Source organism: Nitrospira sp. MA-1, assembly GCA_032139905.1.
Taxonomy (GTDB): Bacteria; Nitrospirota; Nitrospiria; order Nitrospirales; family UBA8639; genus Nitrospira_E.
Genome location: JAQJDB010000006.1, coordinates 583,733 through 600,524 on the forward strand (window position 1 = coordinate 583,733; position 16,792 = coordinate 600,524).

The following is a 16,792-nucleotide window of genomic DNA, read 5'->3' on the forward strand; positions in this document are numbered from 1 at the left end:
TTACCCTTTCAGCAATTTCTCAATCTCTTCGCCTAGGTCCTTCACTGTTCGGATTTTGGGAAGATTGTTCAGAGGGATGGAAATATCAAAGTGATCCTCGATTTTCAAGAGAACTTGCATAACCTGCAAGGAATCTAATCCCAACTCGGCAACCAGCTCTGTTTGTTCTTTTAACCGAAAGTTCTCTTTGGCAAACGGCTTAAGGGTGTCGAACAGTTGGGGGAGAATGTCAGAATAACTTATCATAATAGCCTTCTTGATGAGGGAGGAGGACGGATCTGTACTAATCCCTATGGGATGGCATGAGACTATCCGATGTGAACAATCGACGCAAGCCTTCTTTGAGTGAGATTTGAGGAGTCCAGCCGAGGGTCTGAGCCACCTGGGTATTGTCACAGACCCAATTAAGGTGGAGAAGTTCAGCCGCCTTCCCGCTGGTGAAAAGAGGAGTATATCTCAAGAGGTGGGAAAATATTTCATTACTTTTTCCTCCAATTTGTAGGAGGCTTGGTGGAATTTGCAAGCACAGGCGGAGGCGAGGATTGGAAATACGAAAGACATCCTCCCAGGAATATCCACCAGGGAAGCCATCATCAATCTCAAAAATTTGAGAGGGTGGGGCCTGGATTTTCAGCCAATAAAGAATAGCGTTGCAGAGATCGTCAACATGAATCAAGGAAAATCTGGCTTGGGAAGGACCAAGTTGAATCCCTATTCCTTTGCGTAATATGGTAAAAAGTGGGAGCAGGGCACGGTCTTGCGGTCCATAGACGGCAGGTGGACGAAAAATACTCCACTTCAGGTCCCCCGCCTCACGGGTTAAAACTGCTTCACCTTCATGTTTGCTCCAGGCATAGGGTGAAAGTGATGGCTCACGAGCGGCGAGGGATGAGAGAAGAACAAATCGTGGGGGAGAGGAATGCGCGAGACAGGCTTGAATGATATTAGAGACTCCCATCACATTGGTCGGATAGAAGTCCTCTCGGCTAATTCCGCGAATCGCACCTGCACAATGAATGACGGCAAACGAGTCTTTGACCAGGGCTAAAAGGCTGGCAGGATTTTCCAACCGGCATTGGACAGGTTCTATTCCGAGATTTTCGAGCTTTTGAACTTGGCGTGGAGAGCGGGCCAAACCACGGACATGCCACCCAGCTTTCTTTAAATGCTGAGCTATGACTCCCCCAATAAAACCGGAAGCCCCTGTTAGGGCGACGGTAGTTCCCATAGTGGAGGACGAGTGAGGAAAGGATAGTCCGGTCTTAAGCAGACCTGGCTATGGACAGCATTGGAGTGACCTCTTCCCACTGAATTCGAGTGAGAAAGTCTGCTTTGGCTCGAGATCGAGAAAGTTTTCCAGATGATGTTCGCGGGAGTGTCCTGGGGGGGATAAGTTCAATATAGCAGGGAATAGACAACTCCTTGTGAACTAAGGATCGTAGGCGCTGAACCAAGTCCTCCCGTTTTTGAGAATCCATTTCACGGCATTGCACAACCATGATGGCGATCTCATGACCGTCAGGGGAGGAAACGGAAAAAGCGGATGAATCACCAGGTCGGACTTCCGCCTGTTGTTCTGCCATGAATTCTAAATCTTGAGGCCAGATATTCCGTCCATTAATGATGATCATATCTTTGGACCGGCCAATAATGACGAGACTGTTGTTGACCCAATAGCCGATGTCGCCCGTATTGAGCCAGCCATCGTGGGAGAGGACCTCTTCCGTCATGATTGGATCATTGAAATATCCAGTCATGGTGCTTGCCCCACGCACAAAAATTACTCCACTTTCTCGCTCATCGAGGACATCTCCGTTCATATTACGTATTTGAACTTCATATCCAGGGAGAGGAACACCGCAATTCACAAATTTGCTGCATCGAGCCTGGTTGTCATCAGTGGAGGATGGGACAAAAGGCATGGCTAACCGGTTATTCGAGAGCTGATCTCCGTCAACCCTGTCAACCTCGAGGCCTTTGTTCAATGGAGCGAAACTAACTGCCAAAGAACATTCAGCCATCCCATAGCAAGCCAAAAATGCTTCAGATTTAAACCCGCTGGCCTTCAGGGTTTTGGCAAAACGGGAGAGGCTATCGGCACGAATTGTTTCTGCTCCAGCGCCAGCGATTCGCCAGGAGCTGAGATCATACTGTTCATTGAAATCTTCCCCAAGTCTTCGCACGCAGAGCTCGTATCCAAAGGAAGGGCTGAATGAAATTGTTGCCCGACTCTTGGTCATTAAACTCAGCCACTGACGAGGACGCATGGCAAAATCGCGTGTGCTCAAATAATCAACAGAAAGCTGTGAAGCGATTGGACCAAGAACGAATCCGACTAGTCCCATATCATGGTAAAAGGGAAGCCAGGAGACACAACGGTCGCCAGTCTGAACTTGTAAGCCATGCTGAATGATTCCGGATAGATTGGTCATCACGGCCGATTGGGTGACTTCAACGCCTCTAGGCCAACGTGTGCTACCAGAGGTGTATTGAATATAGGCTAATTCGTGCGGCTCCAGTGGTCTGAGCGGATCATGAGTTTCTTGCAATGAGGCGAATGTTTCTGGGCCTCCGATGAGGGCCAGATCCATCTCGGCTGCTGCTTCCTCTAAAAATGGCAAAAAGCCTTCAGGTGCCATGGCGATAGAGGCTTGGCAGCTCTCGAGTAGCCGTTTAAGTTGGGTGACGTATGCCTGATGTCCCCCTAAATGCAGCGAAATAGGAAGAGGAACCGGAACAAGTCCGGCATACTGACAGGCGAAAAAGAATCGAATGAAATCCGGGGTGGTGTCAGCAATGAGGGCCACCCGAGCGCCACGAGCTAGTCCTAATCCGTTCAGTCTTCTTGCTAGATTTTGAGCTTGTTGTTGCAGGCCGGCATATGTCAACACGTGGGTGAGTTTGCCTCTCCCTGAATAAAAATTACAGCCGGTTTCTCCTGAAGCCGCATAATCAAGGGCCTCTGAAAGGGTGGAGAAGTTCCCATGTTTAAGTCTGAGTTGGTGATGAGTTGGTGTAGCGTTCATTCTATCTCAAGGATTAAAGGCAATATTATTCCAAATGGTTTGCTATAAAGCATTTTATTAATTAAGCAATTATAGTGCCATCATGATTTTTTGATTAATGATTAAGAACGAAGGAAAAGTGAAAGTGAATTTTCTTATTCGGTTTAAATTGTAGTAAAAAAACCGCAATTTGAGTCTATTTTGCAACAGTCAGTTTCCGGTATATAGGTAATTGTAGCTAGATAAAAGTTCAGCGAATCCAGTTGTTTTTGAGGTGACTGAAAATTGTTTGGTGCACCTCTTCTGAGGTGTCATTTGAATTCTTGAGTTGAGGTGGCCCAGGCCATCCATGGTCAAAAAATTGCTGCTGAGAAAATAATCGAGGCGTGTCATACCGGGGAATGACATGAAAATGAACCTCGGGGTCAACCATCATCAACATAAGGTAATTTATTTTGCTATAGCCAAATGTGCGTGAGACACTTGTCTCAATCTCACGTATGATCCCAGGCAGTTCTTTAAATGCATCGGCACTAATTTGGGAAAACGCTGTGGCCTCCTCTCGACAAATTAATACCAGGGAGCCAAGGGTCACTTGTTGGGGGCGCAGGAGCACAACCCATTGGGAAAAATCTTTGAGACAGGTATCGGGATACCCAAATTTTTTCATTGTGGTGTTCATGGACCTGCACTTATACCCAAAGAGATATTCTTGTGTCTATGAGGCAAAGAGTCTCTTCTGTCCCCATGGGCCTATATTGGCATCCCGAGTGGCCCATCGAAATATATCACGGGTTTTATGCTAAAACCCGGTTTCAATATTACTATGCAGCTATGTTAGGCATTGATCCTGTAATGGATTGAACCAGGTTTTTGAGTGTGGGAATTAATGCATTCCGTTATAATCATTCAGGCTTTTCGATTGGAGGTATCGGTTTCCAGTTGTCTATTCTTGTGGCTTCTTCCGAAGGTTTCTATAATTGTCATAGGGGATGATCCTGAAGAATCAGGTGTGGGATGGATTGAGGGCAACAGGCAAATGAGGAAAGGGATGGAGGTTCCAGGGTGCTAACCAGTCAATGGTATCGTGAAAAGTATCTCCTTGATCGCATGACGTTTCGCGATCTGATATGGGCGTACGTTTTATACCCAAGTATTCAATTATATGGGGTGTTATTGGCCTGTAGTATCGTCGGTGCCATCGTCATTTTCGAGTACTTTCCTGTTTCTCCCCTTCACATGGCAGGAAGTATTGTTCTGACCCTGCTTGCTTATCCCTTCGTAGAATATGCTGTCCATCGGTTTATTTTACATGGGCGATACCTGTATCGGTCGCCATGGACGGCAGCCTTGTGGAAACGGATTCACTATGATCACCACCAAGATTCCAATGATTTACGGGTGTTGTTCGGGGCGGGCTCGACCACCCTACCTACGATTGTCGTGGCCACTTTCCCTATTGGGATGAGTGTTGGAGGCTGGGTGGGGGCCGCCCTTTCTTTTGGGACAGGATTGGCGTGTTTTATGGTGTATGAACTCTGTCATTGCATGCAGCATCTGCGCGTGAATCCCAAAGTTAAGTTTTTACGGCGGATCAAGCGACATCATTTGCTGCATCATTTTCATAACGAACAAGGAAACTTTGGGATCACGAGTCTGTTTTGTGACCGGATTTTCGGTAGTGAGTATGGGAGTGCTGAGGATGTGCCGTTCAGTCAGACCGTTTCCAACCTGGGTTATGCGGATGAGGAACGATCCCACTACCCTTGGGTGGCCCAACTATCCGAACAGAAGCCATAAAAGGCCCATGAAGATTCGTAGTAGTGATCCTCGCATCGCCTCACGAGGCCGCACTTCCTGTAGGCGAAGGGTTCGCCAAGATGGCTGGGGAAAGGCGTTTTGATTCGCATTGAACCGGTCACCGACCGCGCCGGTCTCAAAGAGTTTATTCGCCTTCCCTGGAAGTTGTACCACTCAGATCCTCATTGGATTCCGCCTTTATTGGTCGAACGGCTCCATACCTTTTCCCAGAAAAATCCCTATTTTCAACATGCTCGTTGGCAATGTTGGCTGGCTTATCGAGGACAGGAACCCGTCGGTCGAATTTCTGCCCAGATTGATGACCTGCATCTCAGTCGTTATCAGGATCGGACGGGGTTTTTTGGCCTGCTTGAAGCAGAGGAGGAGTCCAGTATCTTTCACGCGCTATTTCAGGCTGCGGAAACCTGGCTTCAGACTCAGGGGATGACGAACGTTCGTGGGCCGTTTAACCTGTCGATCAATCAGGAATGTGGTCTGTTGGTTGATGGGTTTGATTCACCGCCCATGATTATGATGGGCCACGCCATGCCTTACTACCCATACGGTGTTGAACAAAATGCCTATGAAAAGGCCCAAGATCTTCTGGCCTATCGTATTGGAATACATTTTAGTTTTCCCCCTGGAGTTTCTCTGTTTCTCAAAAAAGCGAAAACCTCGATGCGAATTCGTCCGTTACGGCGGAAGCATCTGAATGAAGATTTAGCGATTATTAAGGATATTTTCGAAGAGGCCTGGTCAGATAATTGGGGATTTCTTCCGTTTACCGATGCAGAATTTGCTGAGATCGGACAGCAGCTTAAGCTATTGGTTGAAGATGATTTTGTCCAGATCGCTGAAATCGATGGTGAACCAACGGCGATGTTGGTTGCCTTTCCCAATATGCATGAGGTCATTCGAGATCTGAATGGGCATCTATTTCCATGGGGTTGGCTGAAAATCTTATGGCGGTTGAAAGCGTCCTATCCCCGGTCGGGTCGGGTTGCCTTAATGGGCGTGCGTAAACGATTTCAATCAAGTCCGATGGGTGCGGCGATGGCCTATGGATTAATTGAAGCGGTGAGGGAAGCAGGGCTTCGAAAACAAATTCAGCATGTCGAAATGTCCTGGATTTTAGAAAATAATAAACGCATGCGTCACATTCTAGAATCCCTCGGAGCCGAACCATACAAGACGTATAGAATTTACGAGAAGCATCTTCAATGAATGCAGATATGTGTTTCGTGAAGCCATATGGAGCTTGACCATCCACCTGTGACGGCCCTGGTGCTTGCTGGTGCCCGATCCGGGCGAGATCCGGTTGCCCAGATGGCAGGGGTATCAACTAAGGTCCTGGCACAGGTGGGTGGGGAACCCATGATTTCCCGTGTATTGCAGACGTTAGACCAGTCGCGCACGGTGGGGAAAAGAATATTATGCGGGCCTTCATGGGAAACAATACAAAATAATCCGTTTCTAGGAACATTGATTGAGTCAGGAGGGGTACAGTGGGTGGAGCCTCAACAAGGTCCGAGTCTTAGTGTTGCAAGGTTTCTGGATGGTCACCCTCAGGAATTCCCTGTTCTGGTCACGACGGCGGACCATGCCTTGTTAACGGCAGAAATGGTTGATTATTTTCTCCATGCGGCGCAGGAAAAACAGATGGATGTGGCCGTGGGGCTGGTGCCGTATTCCTCAGTTGTGGCGTCATACCCTCAATCTAAGCGAACGGTTACCCGACTCACGGGCGGAGGGTTTTGCGGGTGTAATCTCTTTGTTCTCTGCACCCCAAAGGCTAAGCGAATGGTGGAATTTTGGAGCCAGGTTGAGCGTGAGCGCAAGCATCCCATTCGCCTGATTCGAACTCTTGGAGGGCTGGCCCTGGTCCGTTATCTATTTGGTTGGTTGTCGCTTGCGGAAGCCTTGAATCGACTTGGGCGGAAGCTCAATCTTCAGGTGCAAGAAGTGCTGCTTCCGTTTCCCGAAGCGGCTATTGATGTAGACACTCCTGAAGATCTGGCCTTGGCGGAAGCCATCTTGGCGAAACGACAGGAAGACATAGAGAAAGGCGTGGCTCCTGGCTAATCATGGAGGAATGGGCATGGGTGTCTTCCTCGACAATCACCTAACGTAAAAAATCGTTGGAGCCCCATTTCACGAGGGATGAATTTTGAACAGACGTTCAGCATGTTCTAAGTCGGATGGATTATCGATCTCAGCCCAGTTCAACCCCTTAATGCAAAAAGTGGATACATGACCCTGTTGGGCCAATTCGTCGAGGAGTGATAAGTACCATTGCTTGAGGGCCTCCGGTTTACGAATTCGTTGGTCTAGTGTTGATAGAAAGATTTTAGGTCCATTGCCCTGAAAACGGATCATGCCGATGGACTCTCCGTTCACCTGTTCGATTGGCAGGGTTTTGCCGATTCGATCCAATTGTGTGCCACGGACGATGACTTTCATGTCGTCAGCATCGTAGCAAGCTTTCTCATCGGTTACTAAGGTAATGGGCGTAGGGGGGGCCTGCAGCAGACCTTGTAGCACCGCCGATTCAAATAGGGTGTCCCCATTAATTAATATAAAATCCTGGGTCATGTCGTTTCGGGCCGCCCAACAACTCATCAAATTATCTGCCATGGCAAAAAATGGATTATAGATCGTACGGACAGAACCGGAGGCGATATCGTCAGCCAGAAGAGCTTCGACCTTCTCGGCCCCGAACCCTACCACAATGTGAATGGAATCAATTCCCAGGCGAAGAAGTTCCTGGATTTGCCATTTCACAATTGGTTGTCCATTGACCGGAACGGTACATTTGGGTTTGTCGACTGTATGCGGGAGTAACCGTTTTCCCTGTCCAGCACTTAAGATCACGGCTTTCATCGTGGTAAGCCTCCTATCATGAGATGTTCACTGTCTATTGCTGTGTTGAGGTATGGTCGATGTTAGTCAGATATCTAGTTCGAGAGGTCCTGAAGCCAACAGCTGTCGTCTGTGGCCTTTTGGTGGCCTTGTTTGCCGGATACAGTTGGGTCACATTTTTAGCCAAGGCCGTCAATGCACTTTTGCCGGCAAATATGATTCTCACGCTCATTGCGTTAAAAGTGGGAATTGCGCTTGAGGTCCTCATTCCTATTTCGTTGTATTTCGGGGTTATTTTAGGTTTTGGCCGTTTGTATACCGATTCTGAAATGAAAGCCTTTATGGCGTGTGGTGTCAATCCGTATCGGATCCTTTTGGCGATTTTTGTTCTTAGCTGTTTTGTGGGCGTGATTGTCAGCATCTTTTCTTTGTATCTTCGTCCATTGGCCTATGAGGAAAGTTATCGATTAAAGGCTGAAGGAGAGGCTGGATTTCGTTTGAGCAATTTAGATGCCGGGCATTTTTATGAACGACGAAATGGATCCCTGGTGTTTTTTGCAGAGGGTGTCGATCAAGACCATCAAAAATTAAGTGGGGTCTTTGTTCAAAGTGAAAACGGAGATAATTTGCAAGTCTTTTCGGCAAAGACCGCTCAAGAGGAGATTGATCCCCAAAGTGGTATCTCGATTCCAGTTCTCTTTGATGGATTCGAATATAAACTGACAAGGGAGGGGGAGATCAAGCACATTTCTGGTTTTTCACGGTTAGCAATTTATCCTCAGGAGCTTGTAGCGGAGTATAAACGCAAGGCCGAATCCACACAAAATTTATTAAAATCTGATGCTCGCAAGGATATCGCAGAACTTCAATGGAGGTTTATCGCTCCTTTTTCGGCTATTCTCATGGGTCTGCTAGGAGTTCCCTTGAGTCGTGCTTCTCCAAGACAAGGCAAATATGCCAAAACCTTCACAGCCACCGTAATTTTTTCAGTCTATTACTTTGCCCAGTTGATGGTGAAGACGTTGGTGGAGCAAGGCAACCTCCCCATCATTCCCGGTCTTTGGTGGATTATTCTTGGGTTAGGAGCCTTACTAGCCTATTGGCTGGCCCCCAAACGTTTCACCAGGTCTTTATCGTAGAAGCAGTAGTCCATGGTTTTCCAATATTCTCAGGTATTCTGACGGGATGCCTGGTAAGAGATAAACCCCCGTCAATGGGCTTCACGATATTTTCATGAAAACTCTCAATCGGTACCTGGCGGGTAGTTTACTAAAGGGATATCTTCCGGTCCTGGCGATCTTTTTGGCGGTTTTTAGTTTAATTGTTTTTGTTGAAGAACTGGATGAGGTAGGCAAAGGCCGTTATACATTTTGGAGCGCGAGTGAGTATTTGTTGCTGACCATGCCAAGCCGACTGGTGTTTTTGGCTCCGTTTGTAGCCTTATTAGGGAGTATTATGGCCTTAGGGGGGCTTGCCAATGGTTGTGAACTCATCGCAATGCAGGCCGGGGGAGTTTCTCCCTATCAAATAGCCTGGTCGGTGATGAAGGTTGGGGCATGTTTTATTGTACTCGTGGGAATTCTGGAAGAGGTTGTCAATCCTCCCCTGGACCAGGAGGCGTATTTTAAGCGATCAATGGCCCTGTCGGATTCTGGGGCCTATAAGGGAAAGCAGGGTTTCTGGTTTCGTGAAGGAAGGCGCTTCATCAGAATTCATCAAATTCGCTACGGAGAGAGTCCGCAAGGCCTTGATATTTTTGAATTTAATGATGGCGGCCAATTGGACTTCTATATGCATGCTCAAGAGGCAGAAATTGTCAATCCTCAGAAGTGGACTCTGAAAAATATTAAAAAGCAGGTCATTCACGGATATCGTGTTTCTCAGGAGCAGTTGGCGAGCCTGGAATGGGACTCTCCGCTCAAACAGAATGAAGTCCGGTTATTGACTCTTCCTTCTTCCACATTGGCCCCTTCGGAGCTCTACCAATACATGGAATTCTTAAAACGTAAAAAACAAAATTTTCTGAGATATGAGTTAAGCTTTTGGGACAAAATATTTATGCCCTTGAATACCGGTCTCATGATCTTAGTGGCCATACCGTTTGTCTTCGGTCCCTTGCGAATGTCTCCAGCTGGGAAGAGGGTATTCATTGGATCCCTGGTCGGTCTGGCATATTATTTGATGACGGAAATTTCTAAACATGTTGGAATTTTGTTCGGAGCCTCTCCGTTATTGACGACGGCCGCTCCCTTCCTACTGTTGTCCCTTGTCACGTTTGTTTTGTGGCGGCGTTATCTCAATTGAAAAGTAGTGGAAAGTGGACATAGAGATCATGCATGATCAACGACTCTTTGGTTCCATGTGGGTGTCTGGTCCCGGTCGATGGGGCATGGGGGATATTTATCGGCATCCCATTGATGAGGTATAAGCCATGTTGTTTGCGAATTCAGGCGTATGCTCTAGGGATTTGTTGGAATGAATTCCGATGGCAGTCATAGACCGGATTAAGACCGCAATCAGATTTATCTCCGTCAGTTAGTAAGGGAAAGTCAGTCGACTCTATTAATATTTAATGTGTAAGGGAAATAAGGCGTGGTAGTTCAATGACTGTGTCTGCATATATTATCAATGATCCGAATGTCCGTTTGTGGAATTTGACCTCCCGTATCCGGTATGAACGAATGTTAAGTCGATTGGGGGTTGGGAATTTTCTCAATAATCTCAGCGATCTTCCATCCGATCATTCGCTTCTTGTTATTAGAGGAGATTTTTTATTTGATGCGCGCATATTCTCCTTCCTCCTGAAACAAACCAATGTTGTCCTGGAAGTTGAGGTTCAAGCTGGGTTGCGCCCGGTTATGGCTCATGTCGATTCCACTTTAGCTTCCGCAACGTGTGAAGGGATGCAACGAGAACACACCAGAGATGTTGCAAACTTACAATCTGTGACATTGCAAGATCTTTCAATTTCTTTTTCAAACGAATTGCGAAAAACTGATCATCCCTACGTGTTCCCCATTCGCGAAAATAACCGGGTGGCTTTGGAAGAACATTTATTTACGGGATCATATAAAGGCGTCACTGATCTGGTGACGAAGTTTCTTTGGCCTGTTCCGGCCAAATGGGCCACTCGGCTTTGTGCGGGTTGGGGGATTTCGCCTAATCAGGTGACCTCGCTGAGCTTATTACTTGTGATTGCCGCGGGAGTGTTGTTCGCGTTTGGGCAGTTTTTCTGGGGACTTGTCCTGGGCTGGATAATGACGTTCCTCGATACGGTGGACGGAAAATTAGCTCGAGTAACGGTGACCTCCAGTAAATGGGGCAATATTTTTGATCATGGCATTGATTTAATCCACCCTCCTCTTTGGTATTTAGCTTGGGGGTTGGGTCTCACCGCGTTTTCCCCTTTTCTCTCTTGGTTAACTCTGGAAATCACCTTTGGAATCATTTTGCTCGGATATGTGTTGGGACGCATGGTTGAAGGAATTTTTCAATGGTGGTTGGGGGGATTTGTCATCTTTTGTTGGAAACCGTTGGACTCCTATTTCAGGCTTGTCACGGCTCGGCGTAATCCTAATCTCATCTTCTTAACGGCTAGCCTTCTTGTTGGACGTCCCGATTTGGGTTTGGAGGCTGTGGCCATTTGGACGGTGGGCTCGACTTTGATTCTTCTGGGCAGACTCCTAATGGCGGGCTGGGGAAAAGCTCGGGTAGGTTCCCTCACTTCCTGGTTGGCTGAGATCGATCCAGTGAATCGAAATTCTTTGGCAGTGAGAATGTTTACCAATCCTCCGGTCACCATCAAATGATCGTTCATGTAGATATGACATATTTGTACGTCTACCCGAACTCCCCAATGTAAATGCTTCCTATCTCATCTTTGCCGTCGCTTGAGCTCGGTCGCACCGGGTCTAAGATGCATGTGGGGATCCTTCATAATTCGCTGAGTGGTCGTAATAGGCGGAAGCCAGCTCTTTTCCAGGGAATTTACCTCAAATATCCCGAAGTGCAACGGGCTGAGGTCAGCACGCCTGCGGATATCCTGGAAGCTCTGAAGACGTTTGCCCACCGTCAGGTGAATTGTGTGGTCGTCAATGGAGGGGATGGGACCATTCAAGCCACCATTGGGGCTTTGTTTCATCATCGTCCGTTTGCCCTCATGCCCCGGTTGGCTGTGTTGCCAGCAGGGACGGCCAATCTGATTGCGGGAGATGTGGGTTTAGGGAGATTTGAGTCACACACGCTTGAACAGTTATTGGTTCAAGCCGAAGCCATGACTCCGGGATTATGTTTTGAAACACGACCAGTTCTTCGTATTCAATTTCCAGAAAGCCGCGAACCCCTGCATGGGATGTTTTTCGGGGCTGGGGCTATTTATCATGGCACGCAACTCGGCATTGAAACCAAACAATCGATAGGCCGGTTAGGGGAATGGGGAGCCGGGCTGATTCTGCTGAAATTTTTATTGGCGTTGGCCTCCGGGTCCCGAAAAGGGTTGAATCCGATCACGGTGCGTGTGGCAACTGGAGAATCAGCACCTCTCCAGCATGAGTATTTAGTCTTGTTGGTCACCACCCTGGATCGCTTATTTTTAGGGATGAAACCGTTCTGGGGCAAGCAATCCCAGCCTCTGCGATACACGAGTCTTCGAGTGCCGTATCGCTATTTATGGCGTGCCTTGCCAACATTGTTTCGTGGGAAGACCCACCCTTTAGCCACGACAGAACATGGCTATGTCAGTGAAAATCTCTCAAGGCTTCGTTTAGTGTTTAACAGCGGATTTGTCTTGGATGGTGAAGTGTATGCGTCTTCCCTGCCTGAAGAGCCTTTAACCCTGGATTCTCCTGGCGAGTTGTCATTTGTGCGGTTAAAGACTGAATAACTGTGATGGATGGCTCCCCAACAGTCCTCGAGGTCGTGAGCCAGCCGAGCGCTCGACCCATTCCTGTGCCTATTCAAGCAGCGGGAAATTTCCTGGCTAAAAAATACGGGAATGCTGTCCAAGGAATCTTATTGTATGGCTCCTGCCTGCGGGCGGGAACGGATCAAGACGGATTAGTGGATTGTTATGTCATTGTGGATCAGTATGCTTCGGTCTACCAGTCTGTTTGGTTGGCCCTCCTCAATCGTTGGCTTCCACCAAACGTGTTCTATGGAGAAGTGAACCTGGAAGGACGGATTGTTCGAATGAAGTATGCCGTGCTCTCGTTAGGGGATTTTGAGCGAAGTGTGACTTCAAAATGGTTTCATTCATACTTTTGGGGACGCTTTGCGCAACCGACGGCCGTGATGGCCAGTCCGAGCCACACGATAAGTCAACGGATTATTTCAGGCTTGGGACGGGCGGTCCTGACATTTTTGGGGAATGTTGTTCCTCAAATGCCGCAACAATTTTCTGCCAAAGATGCATGGAGTATTGGGTTGGCCCTCAGTTATAGCGCCGAATTACGTGCCGAATCAAAAGGGCGAATCGCCACATTGTGGGACAGTAACCAAGCCTATTATGAACAAGTCGCACATGCGGCGTTTTCAGCCAATTTCCCAAAGATCAAGGTCATTCAGGGGAATGACATAATCATGTATGAGATGGAATATTCCAGGTGGGACCACATGAAGAATCGCATAGCCTGGATTGTTCGGAAAGTGCAGGGGAAGGTGTTATCTATTTTGCGGTTGATGAAAGCGGCCTTTACGTTTCAGGGAGGGGCGGACTACCTCATCTGGAAAATCGAGCGGCATTCCGGAGTGAAAATCGAATTGACCCCCACCCAGCGTCGGCATCCCATTTGGGCCGGACTTACGACATTCTGGCGCCTCTATCGCAAAGGGGCCTTCCGGTAAGTAAATGATGGGCCAGATGATGGCACCCACACTCCTTGCTTTCCCAAAATGCTTGGTATTACTATTTGGATGCCGGTCTGACATTGGTTGTCGAGAACTTCTCTTCCACGCGCTCATTCCCGACAGTTTTTATCGGGAACCCATCTTAGTTTTTCCTATTCAAAAAATGTTGGTAAGTGGAACACGTCTCTGTTAAATCAAAGGGAATGTTCAAGTGGTTATTAATGATGCCGGGTTTCGCCCCGGCGGACGAGCCACTTTTGTTTCGGCAAAAGTAGCCAAAACCATGTTGGCCGTGGTGTGGCCCTTCGGGTCCCCTGCGCGGTTCGGCGACTCCGGCGGCGCGCAAACTCGCTGCGCTCAAACAGTGCGCGCCTTTCCCCGGTGTCGGCTACACTGCTCAGCCACACCACCAGGCCAGGGAGACTCCTGAAACAATGAGTCCCTCCAAAAGCCGGACAGCAGGCGTCGTTGTTCTTTAGTGCTTGTGGTCAAATGTTGCCAAGAAAAGTTTAAGCCGTTGCGGGAGATTTGCGATAGGAAAGAATTGGTTAAAAAGGATGAGCATCTGGGATGACAAAAAATACTAAAAATTTAACACTTCCACTAAAGAACTGTTACATTTTTGACTATACCCTATAAGCAGAGGGTTTTAATAAGGTTTTGAAACAGGAAGAATTTAGCCACCAACCATAGTCTGGATAGCCTGAAAATGTAACAGAATACCTTATAGTGTTACATGAGTTTGTCAAAACAAAGGGCGTCATTATAAAAGGACTTGAAATGCATGATGGGTTTACTCCGTCAGAACGATTCGTAACCGCTCTGTGCGAACAATCATTTCTTAAGCTGTGGACACATCCCAATCCAAAGGGCAAAAAGAATAAAGAGCTTTGCGATTGCCTCATTGTTTGCGGCCCTCATATCGTCATCATCTCTGTAAAGGAATGTAATTATAAAGATACTGGTGACAAAACCGGCTTGGATCGTTGGATGAAAAACGCAGTTAAAAAATCCGCAGCACAAATCTGGGGCGCTGAACGGTGGCTTGAAACGACTGTCGAATTTGAACGCAACGATGGGCGTATGGTTAGGCTACCCGCAAAGGAAGAACGCATCGTCCACCGAGGCTCGGTGTCGCTAGGCGGAGCAGGTAAAGTCCCGTTCAAATGGGGTGATTTGGGGAATGGATTTGTTCATGTTTGTAATGAGAAAAGCGTCGACGTACTGTTAGGCGCGTTAGATACCATCACAGACCTTGTTGAATTTCTAACAAAGAGCGAAAAGCTCATTAACGATGGTGTTTACCTAATGTTTGACGGTGGGGGATTAGAGGACCTTGTCGCCCTATATTTATCTTGGGGTAATTCCTTTGAAGCGCCAGTAGATTTACCACAGCAACCCGATATGCTTATTCTGGATGATAATTTGTGGGAGTATTACTCCAATTCCCCAAAATTCGACGCTAAACGGAAAGAATTGGAAAATTCATACTATTGGGATCAGCTAATTGAGAATTTTACGGCCGACCTTCTCACGAACTGCATGTTCGATATGCACAGTAAAAAAGTCACAGACAACGAGTTGGCTCTCGTGGCTATGGCGTTACAACCACGGGGGCACCGAGCTAATCTTGCAGAAGTGGTCTTCCCCCAGTTTCACGGACGGGTTAAAGAAGACTGTGGATCGTGTTGCTCCCTAAAATTCTTCGGGGCCAGTCCCTGAGTAAAGGAGTGGCTCCGCTGATGATTGTAAAACCGCTCAATGTAGTCAAAAATATCGGCGCGGGCCTCTGCCCGGGTTTGGTACTGCCGCCGATGGACTCGCTCTCGTTTGAGGAGGCCAAAGAAACTCTCTGCCACGGCATTGTCATAACAACTTCCCACGCCACTCATACTGCTGACAATCCCATGAGCCTGGAGAAAGGCTTGAAACTCCTGTGAGGTATACTGGGTGCCTCGGTCGGAATGCAGGATGACAGGGGCCGCACTCGTCCGCTGCCACACGGCCATCAGCACGGCTTGGAGGACCAGGTCCCGTCCCAGTTGTGGCTGCATCGACCACCCAATCACTTGCCGAGAGAACAAATCGAGCACCACCGCCAAGTACAGCCAGCCTTCTTGCGTGGGAATATAGGTGATATCCGTCACCCATTTGGCATTCGGACCTGGGGCTGAAAAATCCCGGGCCAACTGATTCGTGATTCCAGCCGGTCGGTCTCCAGATCTCCGCCGTTTCCAACGCGTGGGAGCAGGAATCCCTCGCAACCGCTCCCGTTGCATTAAACGGGCAACACGATGTTTCCCACAGCCCTCGCCTTGCCTGCGTAACACCTGCCAGATCTTCGGGCTCCCATAGACCCCATCACTGTCTGCATGGATGATGCGAATGGCGGCCGTCAGGCGCTGACAGTCTTGAGCCCAGGGACTCGGAGAGCGGCGCTGCCGGGCATAAAACCCACTCGGGGAGACGTGGAGGAGACGACACATCAGACGCAGAGGAAACATGGTGCGACAACGTTGAATCATGGCATCCCTTATCGGGAGGTCTTGGCGAAGAACGCTGCCGCCTCTTTTAAAAAATCCCGCTCGCGAGTGACCAGGGCCAATTCACGTTTGAGGCGAGCCAACTCTTGATCGTGAGGCATCCCAGTGCCTGGAAAAGCTTTCGCCCCTCGCCGTCCGGCCTCCCGACACCACCGCCCCAACATGGCCGCATTAAGGCCTAAAGCCTTCGCCACTTGGGTAATCGCCCCACCGGCCTGTTTGGTCAGTTGAACGGCTTCCTGCTTAAACTCTTGGCTGTACTTTCTCCGTTGCTCCATGACACACCTCCTTGCCTAGTATGAGGCTTTTTAGATGTGTCCGTAAATTCGGGGGAAGACCAAAGCTTTCATGGCATTTCTAAAGAACTCCGAGCTAAAAATCACTTCACGTGCCGCATTAGGACATGCGAACACAGCCTTCGTCTTCCTGATTGGGAAAAGCAGCATGAGAGAGTATCGCGCTCAAGAGTTGAAACTAAGATGTTTGGTCATAAGAGGCAGAGCGCCTGATGTCACTACTGTAGTAGGTATAGCAACTGACCGCCCTGGCACTTCCGAAAATGGTTATTCTGAAGATATCGTAAATCTGCACATGCCCGAATGGACGGCTGAAAATGAGCAGCAAGTTTGCGACATTCAGGCTGAACTAAAATACTTTCGGAATGCCAAATGGTCGAACCATCGAGCGTAGTGGCAGATGACGCCCAACAAACGTATGAAAGGAACGCCTTTTTCTCTATGG

18 protein-coding genes are annotated in these 16,792 nt (G+C 48.2%); 11 read left to right on the top strand and 7 right to left on the bottom strand.

Going from position 1 to position 16,792, the window contains the following annotated elements; all coding sequences use genetic code 11:
* The 4 genes from PJI16_10125 to PJI16_10140 form a co-directional block, all read right to left on the bottom strand.
* The gene (locus PJI16_10125) at nucleotides 1-246 is read right to left on the bottom strand and encodes an acyl carrier protein (GenBank protein ID MDT3777912.1); all 246 of its coding nucleotides are present in this window, start codon (nucleotides 244-246) and stop codon (nucleotides 1-3) included.
* A 37-nt stretch (nucleotides 247-283) separates the two neighbouring features.
* Nucleotides 284-1,228, bottom strand: a complete 945-nt coding sequence (locus PJI16_10130; GenBank protein ID MDT3777913.1) for an NAD(P)-dependent oxidoreductase — start codon at nucleotides 1,226-1,228, stop codon at nucleotides 284-286.
* Nucleotides 1,229-1,262: 34 nt separating this feature from the next.
* Nucleotides 1,263-3,026 (bottom strand): fatty acyl-AMP ligase, encoded by a 1,764-nt coding sequence (locus PJI16_10135; GenBank protein MDT3777914.1) that lies wholly within the window; start codon nucleotides 3,024-3,026, stop codon nucleotides 1,263-1,265.
* 229 nt (nucleotides 3,027-3,255) lie between these two features.
* Nucleotides 3,256-3,687, bottom strand: a complete 432-nt coding sequence (locus PJI16_10140; GenBank protein MDT3777915.1) for an HIT family protein — start codon at nucleotides 3,685-3,687, stop codon at nucleotides 3,256-3,258.
* A gap of 383 nt (nucleotides 3,688-4,070) precedes the next feature.
* Between PJI16_10140 and PJI16_10145 the strand changes: the two genes are divergently transcribed.
* From PJI16_10145 to PJI16_10155, 3 genes are all read left to right on the top strand, one after another.
* Nucleotides 4,071-4,805 (top strand): sterol desaturase family protein, encoded by a 735-nt coding sequence (locus PJI16_10145; GenBank protein ID MDT3777916.1) that lies wholly within the window; start codon nucleotides 4,071-4,073, stop codon nucleotides 4,803-4,805.
* A 99-nt stretch (nucleotides 4,806-4,904) separates the two neighbouring features.
* Entirely contained in the window at nucleotides 4,905-6,029 is a 1,125-nt protein-coding gene (locus tag PJI16_10150; protein ID MDT3777917.1) for an N-acetyltransferase, read from the top strand.
* A gap of 27 nt (nucleotides 6,030-6,056) precedes the next feature.
* Nucleotides 6,057-6,887 (top strand): NTP transferase domain-containing protein, encoded by an 831-nt coding sequence (locus PJI16_10155; GenBank protein ID MDT3777918.1) that lies wholly within the window; start codon nucleotides 6,057-6,059, stop codon nucleotides 6,885-6,887.
* Nucleotides 6,888-6,956: 69 nt separating this feature from the next.
* Here the strand turns inward: PJI16_10155 and PJI16_10160 are convergent, their stop codons facing one another.
* Nucleotides 6,957-7,685: a phosphocholine cytidylyltransferase family protein gene (locus tag PJI16_10160; GenBank protein ID MDT3777919.1), complete on the bottom strand. Its 729-nt coding sequence runs from the start codon at nucleotides 7,683-7,685 to the stop codon at nucleotides 6,957-6,959.
* A 59-nt stretch (nucleotides 7,686-7,744) separates the two neighbouring features.
* Between PJI16_10160 and lptF the strand changes: the two genes are divergently transcribed.
* The 7 genes from lptF (at nucleotide 7,745) to PJI16_10195 (ending at nucleotide 15,230) form a co-directional block, all read left to right on the top strand.
* A complete protein-coding gene (gene lptF / locus PJI16_10165) occupies nucleotides 7,745-8,803 on the top strand; it encodes an LPS export ABC transporter permease LptF (protein ID MDT3777920.1) in 1,059 nt (352 codons plus the stop codon).
* 94 nt (nucleotides 8,804-8,897) lie between these two features.
* A complete protein-coding gene (lptG, locus tag PJI16_10170; GenBank protein MDT3777921.1) occupies nucleotides 8,898-9,968 on the top strand; it encodes an LPS export ABC transporter permease LptG in 1,071 nt (356 codons plus the stop codon).
* A 299-nt stretch (nucleotides 9,969-10,267) separates the two neighbouring features.
* On the top strand, nucleotides 10,268-11,473 hold the full coding sequence (locus PJI16_10175; protein MDT3777922.1) for a CDP-alcohol phosphatidyltransferase family protein: 1,206 nt from the start codon (nucleotides 10,268-10,270) through the stop codon (nucleotides 11,471-11,473).
* 113 nt (nucleotides 11,474-11,586) lie between these two features.
* Nucleotides 11,587-12,546, top strand: a complete 960-nt coding sequence (locus PJI16_10180; protein ID MDT3777923.1) for an acylglycerol kinase family protein — start codon at nucleotides 11,587-11,589, stop codon at nucleotides 12,544-12,546.
* A 5-nt stretch (nucleotides 12,547-12,551) separates the two neighbouring features.
* Nucleotides 12,552-13,505: a hypothetical protein gene (locus PJI16_10185; protein MDT3777924.1), complete on the top strand. Its 954-nt coding sequence runs from the start codon at nucleotides 12,552-12,554 to the stop codon at nucleotides 13,503-13,505.
* Nucleotides 13,506-13,719: 214 nt separating this feature from the next.
* Nucleotides 13,720-13,938, top strand: coding sequence for a hypothetical protein (locus PJI16_10190; GenBank protein ID MDT3777925.1), 219 nt, complete (start codon nucleotides 13,720-13,722; stop codon nucleotides 13,936-13,938).
* 299 nt (nucleotides 13,939-14,237) lie between these two features.
* Complete coding sequence (locus PJI16_10195) at nucleotides 14,238-15,230, top strand: hypothetical protein (GenBank protein ID MDT3777926.1); 993 nt, start codon at nucleotides 14,238-14,240, stop codon at nucleotides 15,228-15,230.
* Here the strand turns inward: PJI16_10195 and PJI16_10200 are convergent.
* Both PJI16_10200 and PJI16_10205 read right to left on the bottom strand, forming a co-directional pair.
* A complete protein-coding gene (locus PJI16_10200; GenBank protein ID MDT3777927.1) occupies nucleotides 15,164-16,033 on the bottom strand; it encodes an IS3 family transposase in 870 nt (289 codons plus the stop codon). The genes PJI16_10195 and PJI16_10200 overlap by 67 nt on opposite strands.
* Nucleotides 16,034-16,041: 8 nt before the next feature.
* Nucleotides 16,042-16,329, bottom strand: coding sequence for a transposase (locus PJI16_10205; protein MDT3777928.1), 288 nt, complete (start codon nucleotides 16,327-16,329; stop codon nucleotides 16,042-16,044).
* Between the two features lie 70 nt (nucleotides 16,330-16,399).
* On the opposite strand from PJI16_10205, the gene PJI16_10210 reads away from it, so the two are divergent.
* Nucleotides 16,400-16,741: a hypothetical protein gene (locus tag PJI16_10210; protein MDT3777929.1), complete on the top strand. Its 342-nt coding sequence runs from the start codon at nucleotides 16,400-16,402 to the stop codon at nucleotides 16,739-16,741.
* Nucleotides 16,742-16,792: the final 51 nt, after the last annotated feature.

What these genes read in the sequence shown, in the direction of transcription:
- PJI16_10125 (MDT3777912.1), bottom strand. Translation starts at nt 246, where the DNA reads ATGATAAGTTATTCTGACATTCTCCCCCAACTGTTCGACACCCTTAAG.
- PJI16_10130 (MDT3777913.1), bottom strand. Translation starts at nt 1,228, where the DNA reads ATGGGAACTACCGTCGCCCTAACAGGGGCTTCCGGTTTTATTGGGGGA.
- PJI16_10135 (MDT3777914.1), bottom strand. Translation starts at nt 3,026, where the DNA reads ATGAACGCTACACCAACTCATCACCAACTCAGACTTAAACATGGGAAC.
- PJI16_10140 (MDT3777915.1), bottom strand. Translation starts at nt 3,687, where the DNA reads ATGAACACCACAATGAAAAAATTTGGGTATCCCGATACCTGTCTCAAA.
- PJI16_10155 (MDT3777918.1), top strand. Translation starts at nt 6,057, where the DNA reads ATGGAGCTTGACCATCCACCTGTGACGGCCCTGGTGCTTGCTGGTGCC.
- PJI16_10160 (MDT3777919.1), bottom strand. Translation starts at nt 7,685, where the DNA reads ATGAAAGCCGTGATCTTAAGTGCTGGACAGGGAAAACGGTTACTCCCG.
- lptF (MDT3777920.1), top strand. Translation starts at nt 7,745, where the DNA reads ATGTTAGTCAGATATCTAGTTCGAGAGGTCCTGAAGCCAACAGCTGTC.
- lptG (MDT3777921.1), top strand. Translation starts at nt 8,898, where the DNA reads ATGAAAACTCTCAATCGGTACCTGGCGGGTAGTTTACTAAAGGGATAT.
- PJI16_10175 (MDT3777922.1), top strand. Translation starts at nt 10,268, where the DNA reads ATGACTGTGTCTGCATATATTATCAATGATCCGAATGTCCGTTTGTGG.
- PJI16_10185 (MDT3777924.1), top strand. Translation starts at nt 12,552, where the DNA reads ATGGATGGCTCCCCAACAGTCCTCGAGGTCGTGAGCCAGCCGAGCGCT.
- PJI16_10200 (MDT3777927.1), bottom strand. Translation starts at nt 16,033, where the DNA reads ATGATTCAACGTTGTCGCACCATGTTTCCTCTGCGTCTGATGTGTCGT.
- PJI16_10205 (MDT3777928.1), bottom strand. Translation starts at nt 16,329, where the DNA reads ATGGAGCAACGGAGAAAGTACAGCCAAGAGTTTAAGCAGGAAGCCGTT.
- PJI16_10210 (MDT3777929.1), top strand. Translation starts at nt 16,400, where the DNA reads ATGGCATTTCTAAAGAACTCCGAGCTAAAAATCACTTCACGTGCCGCA.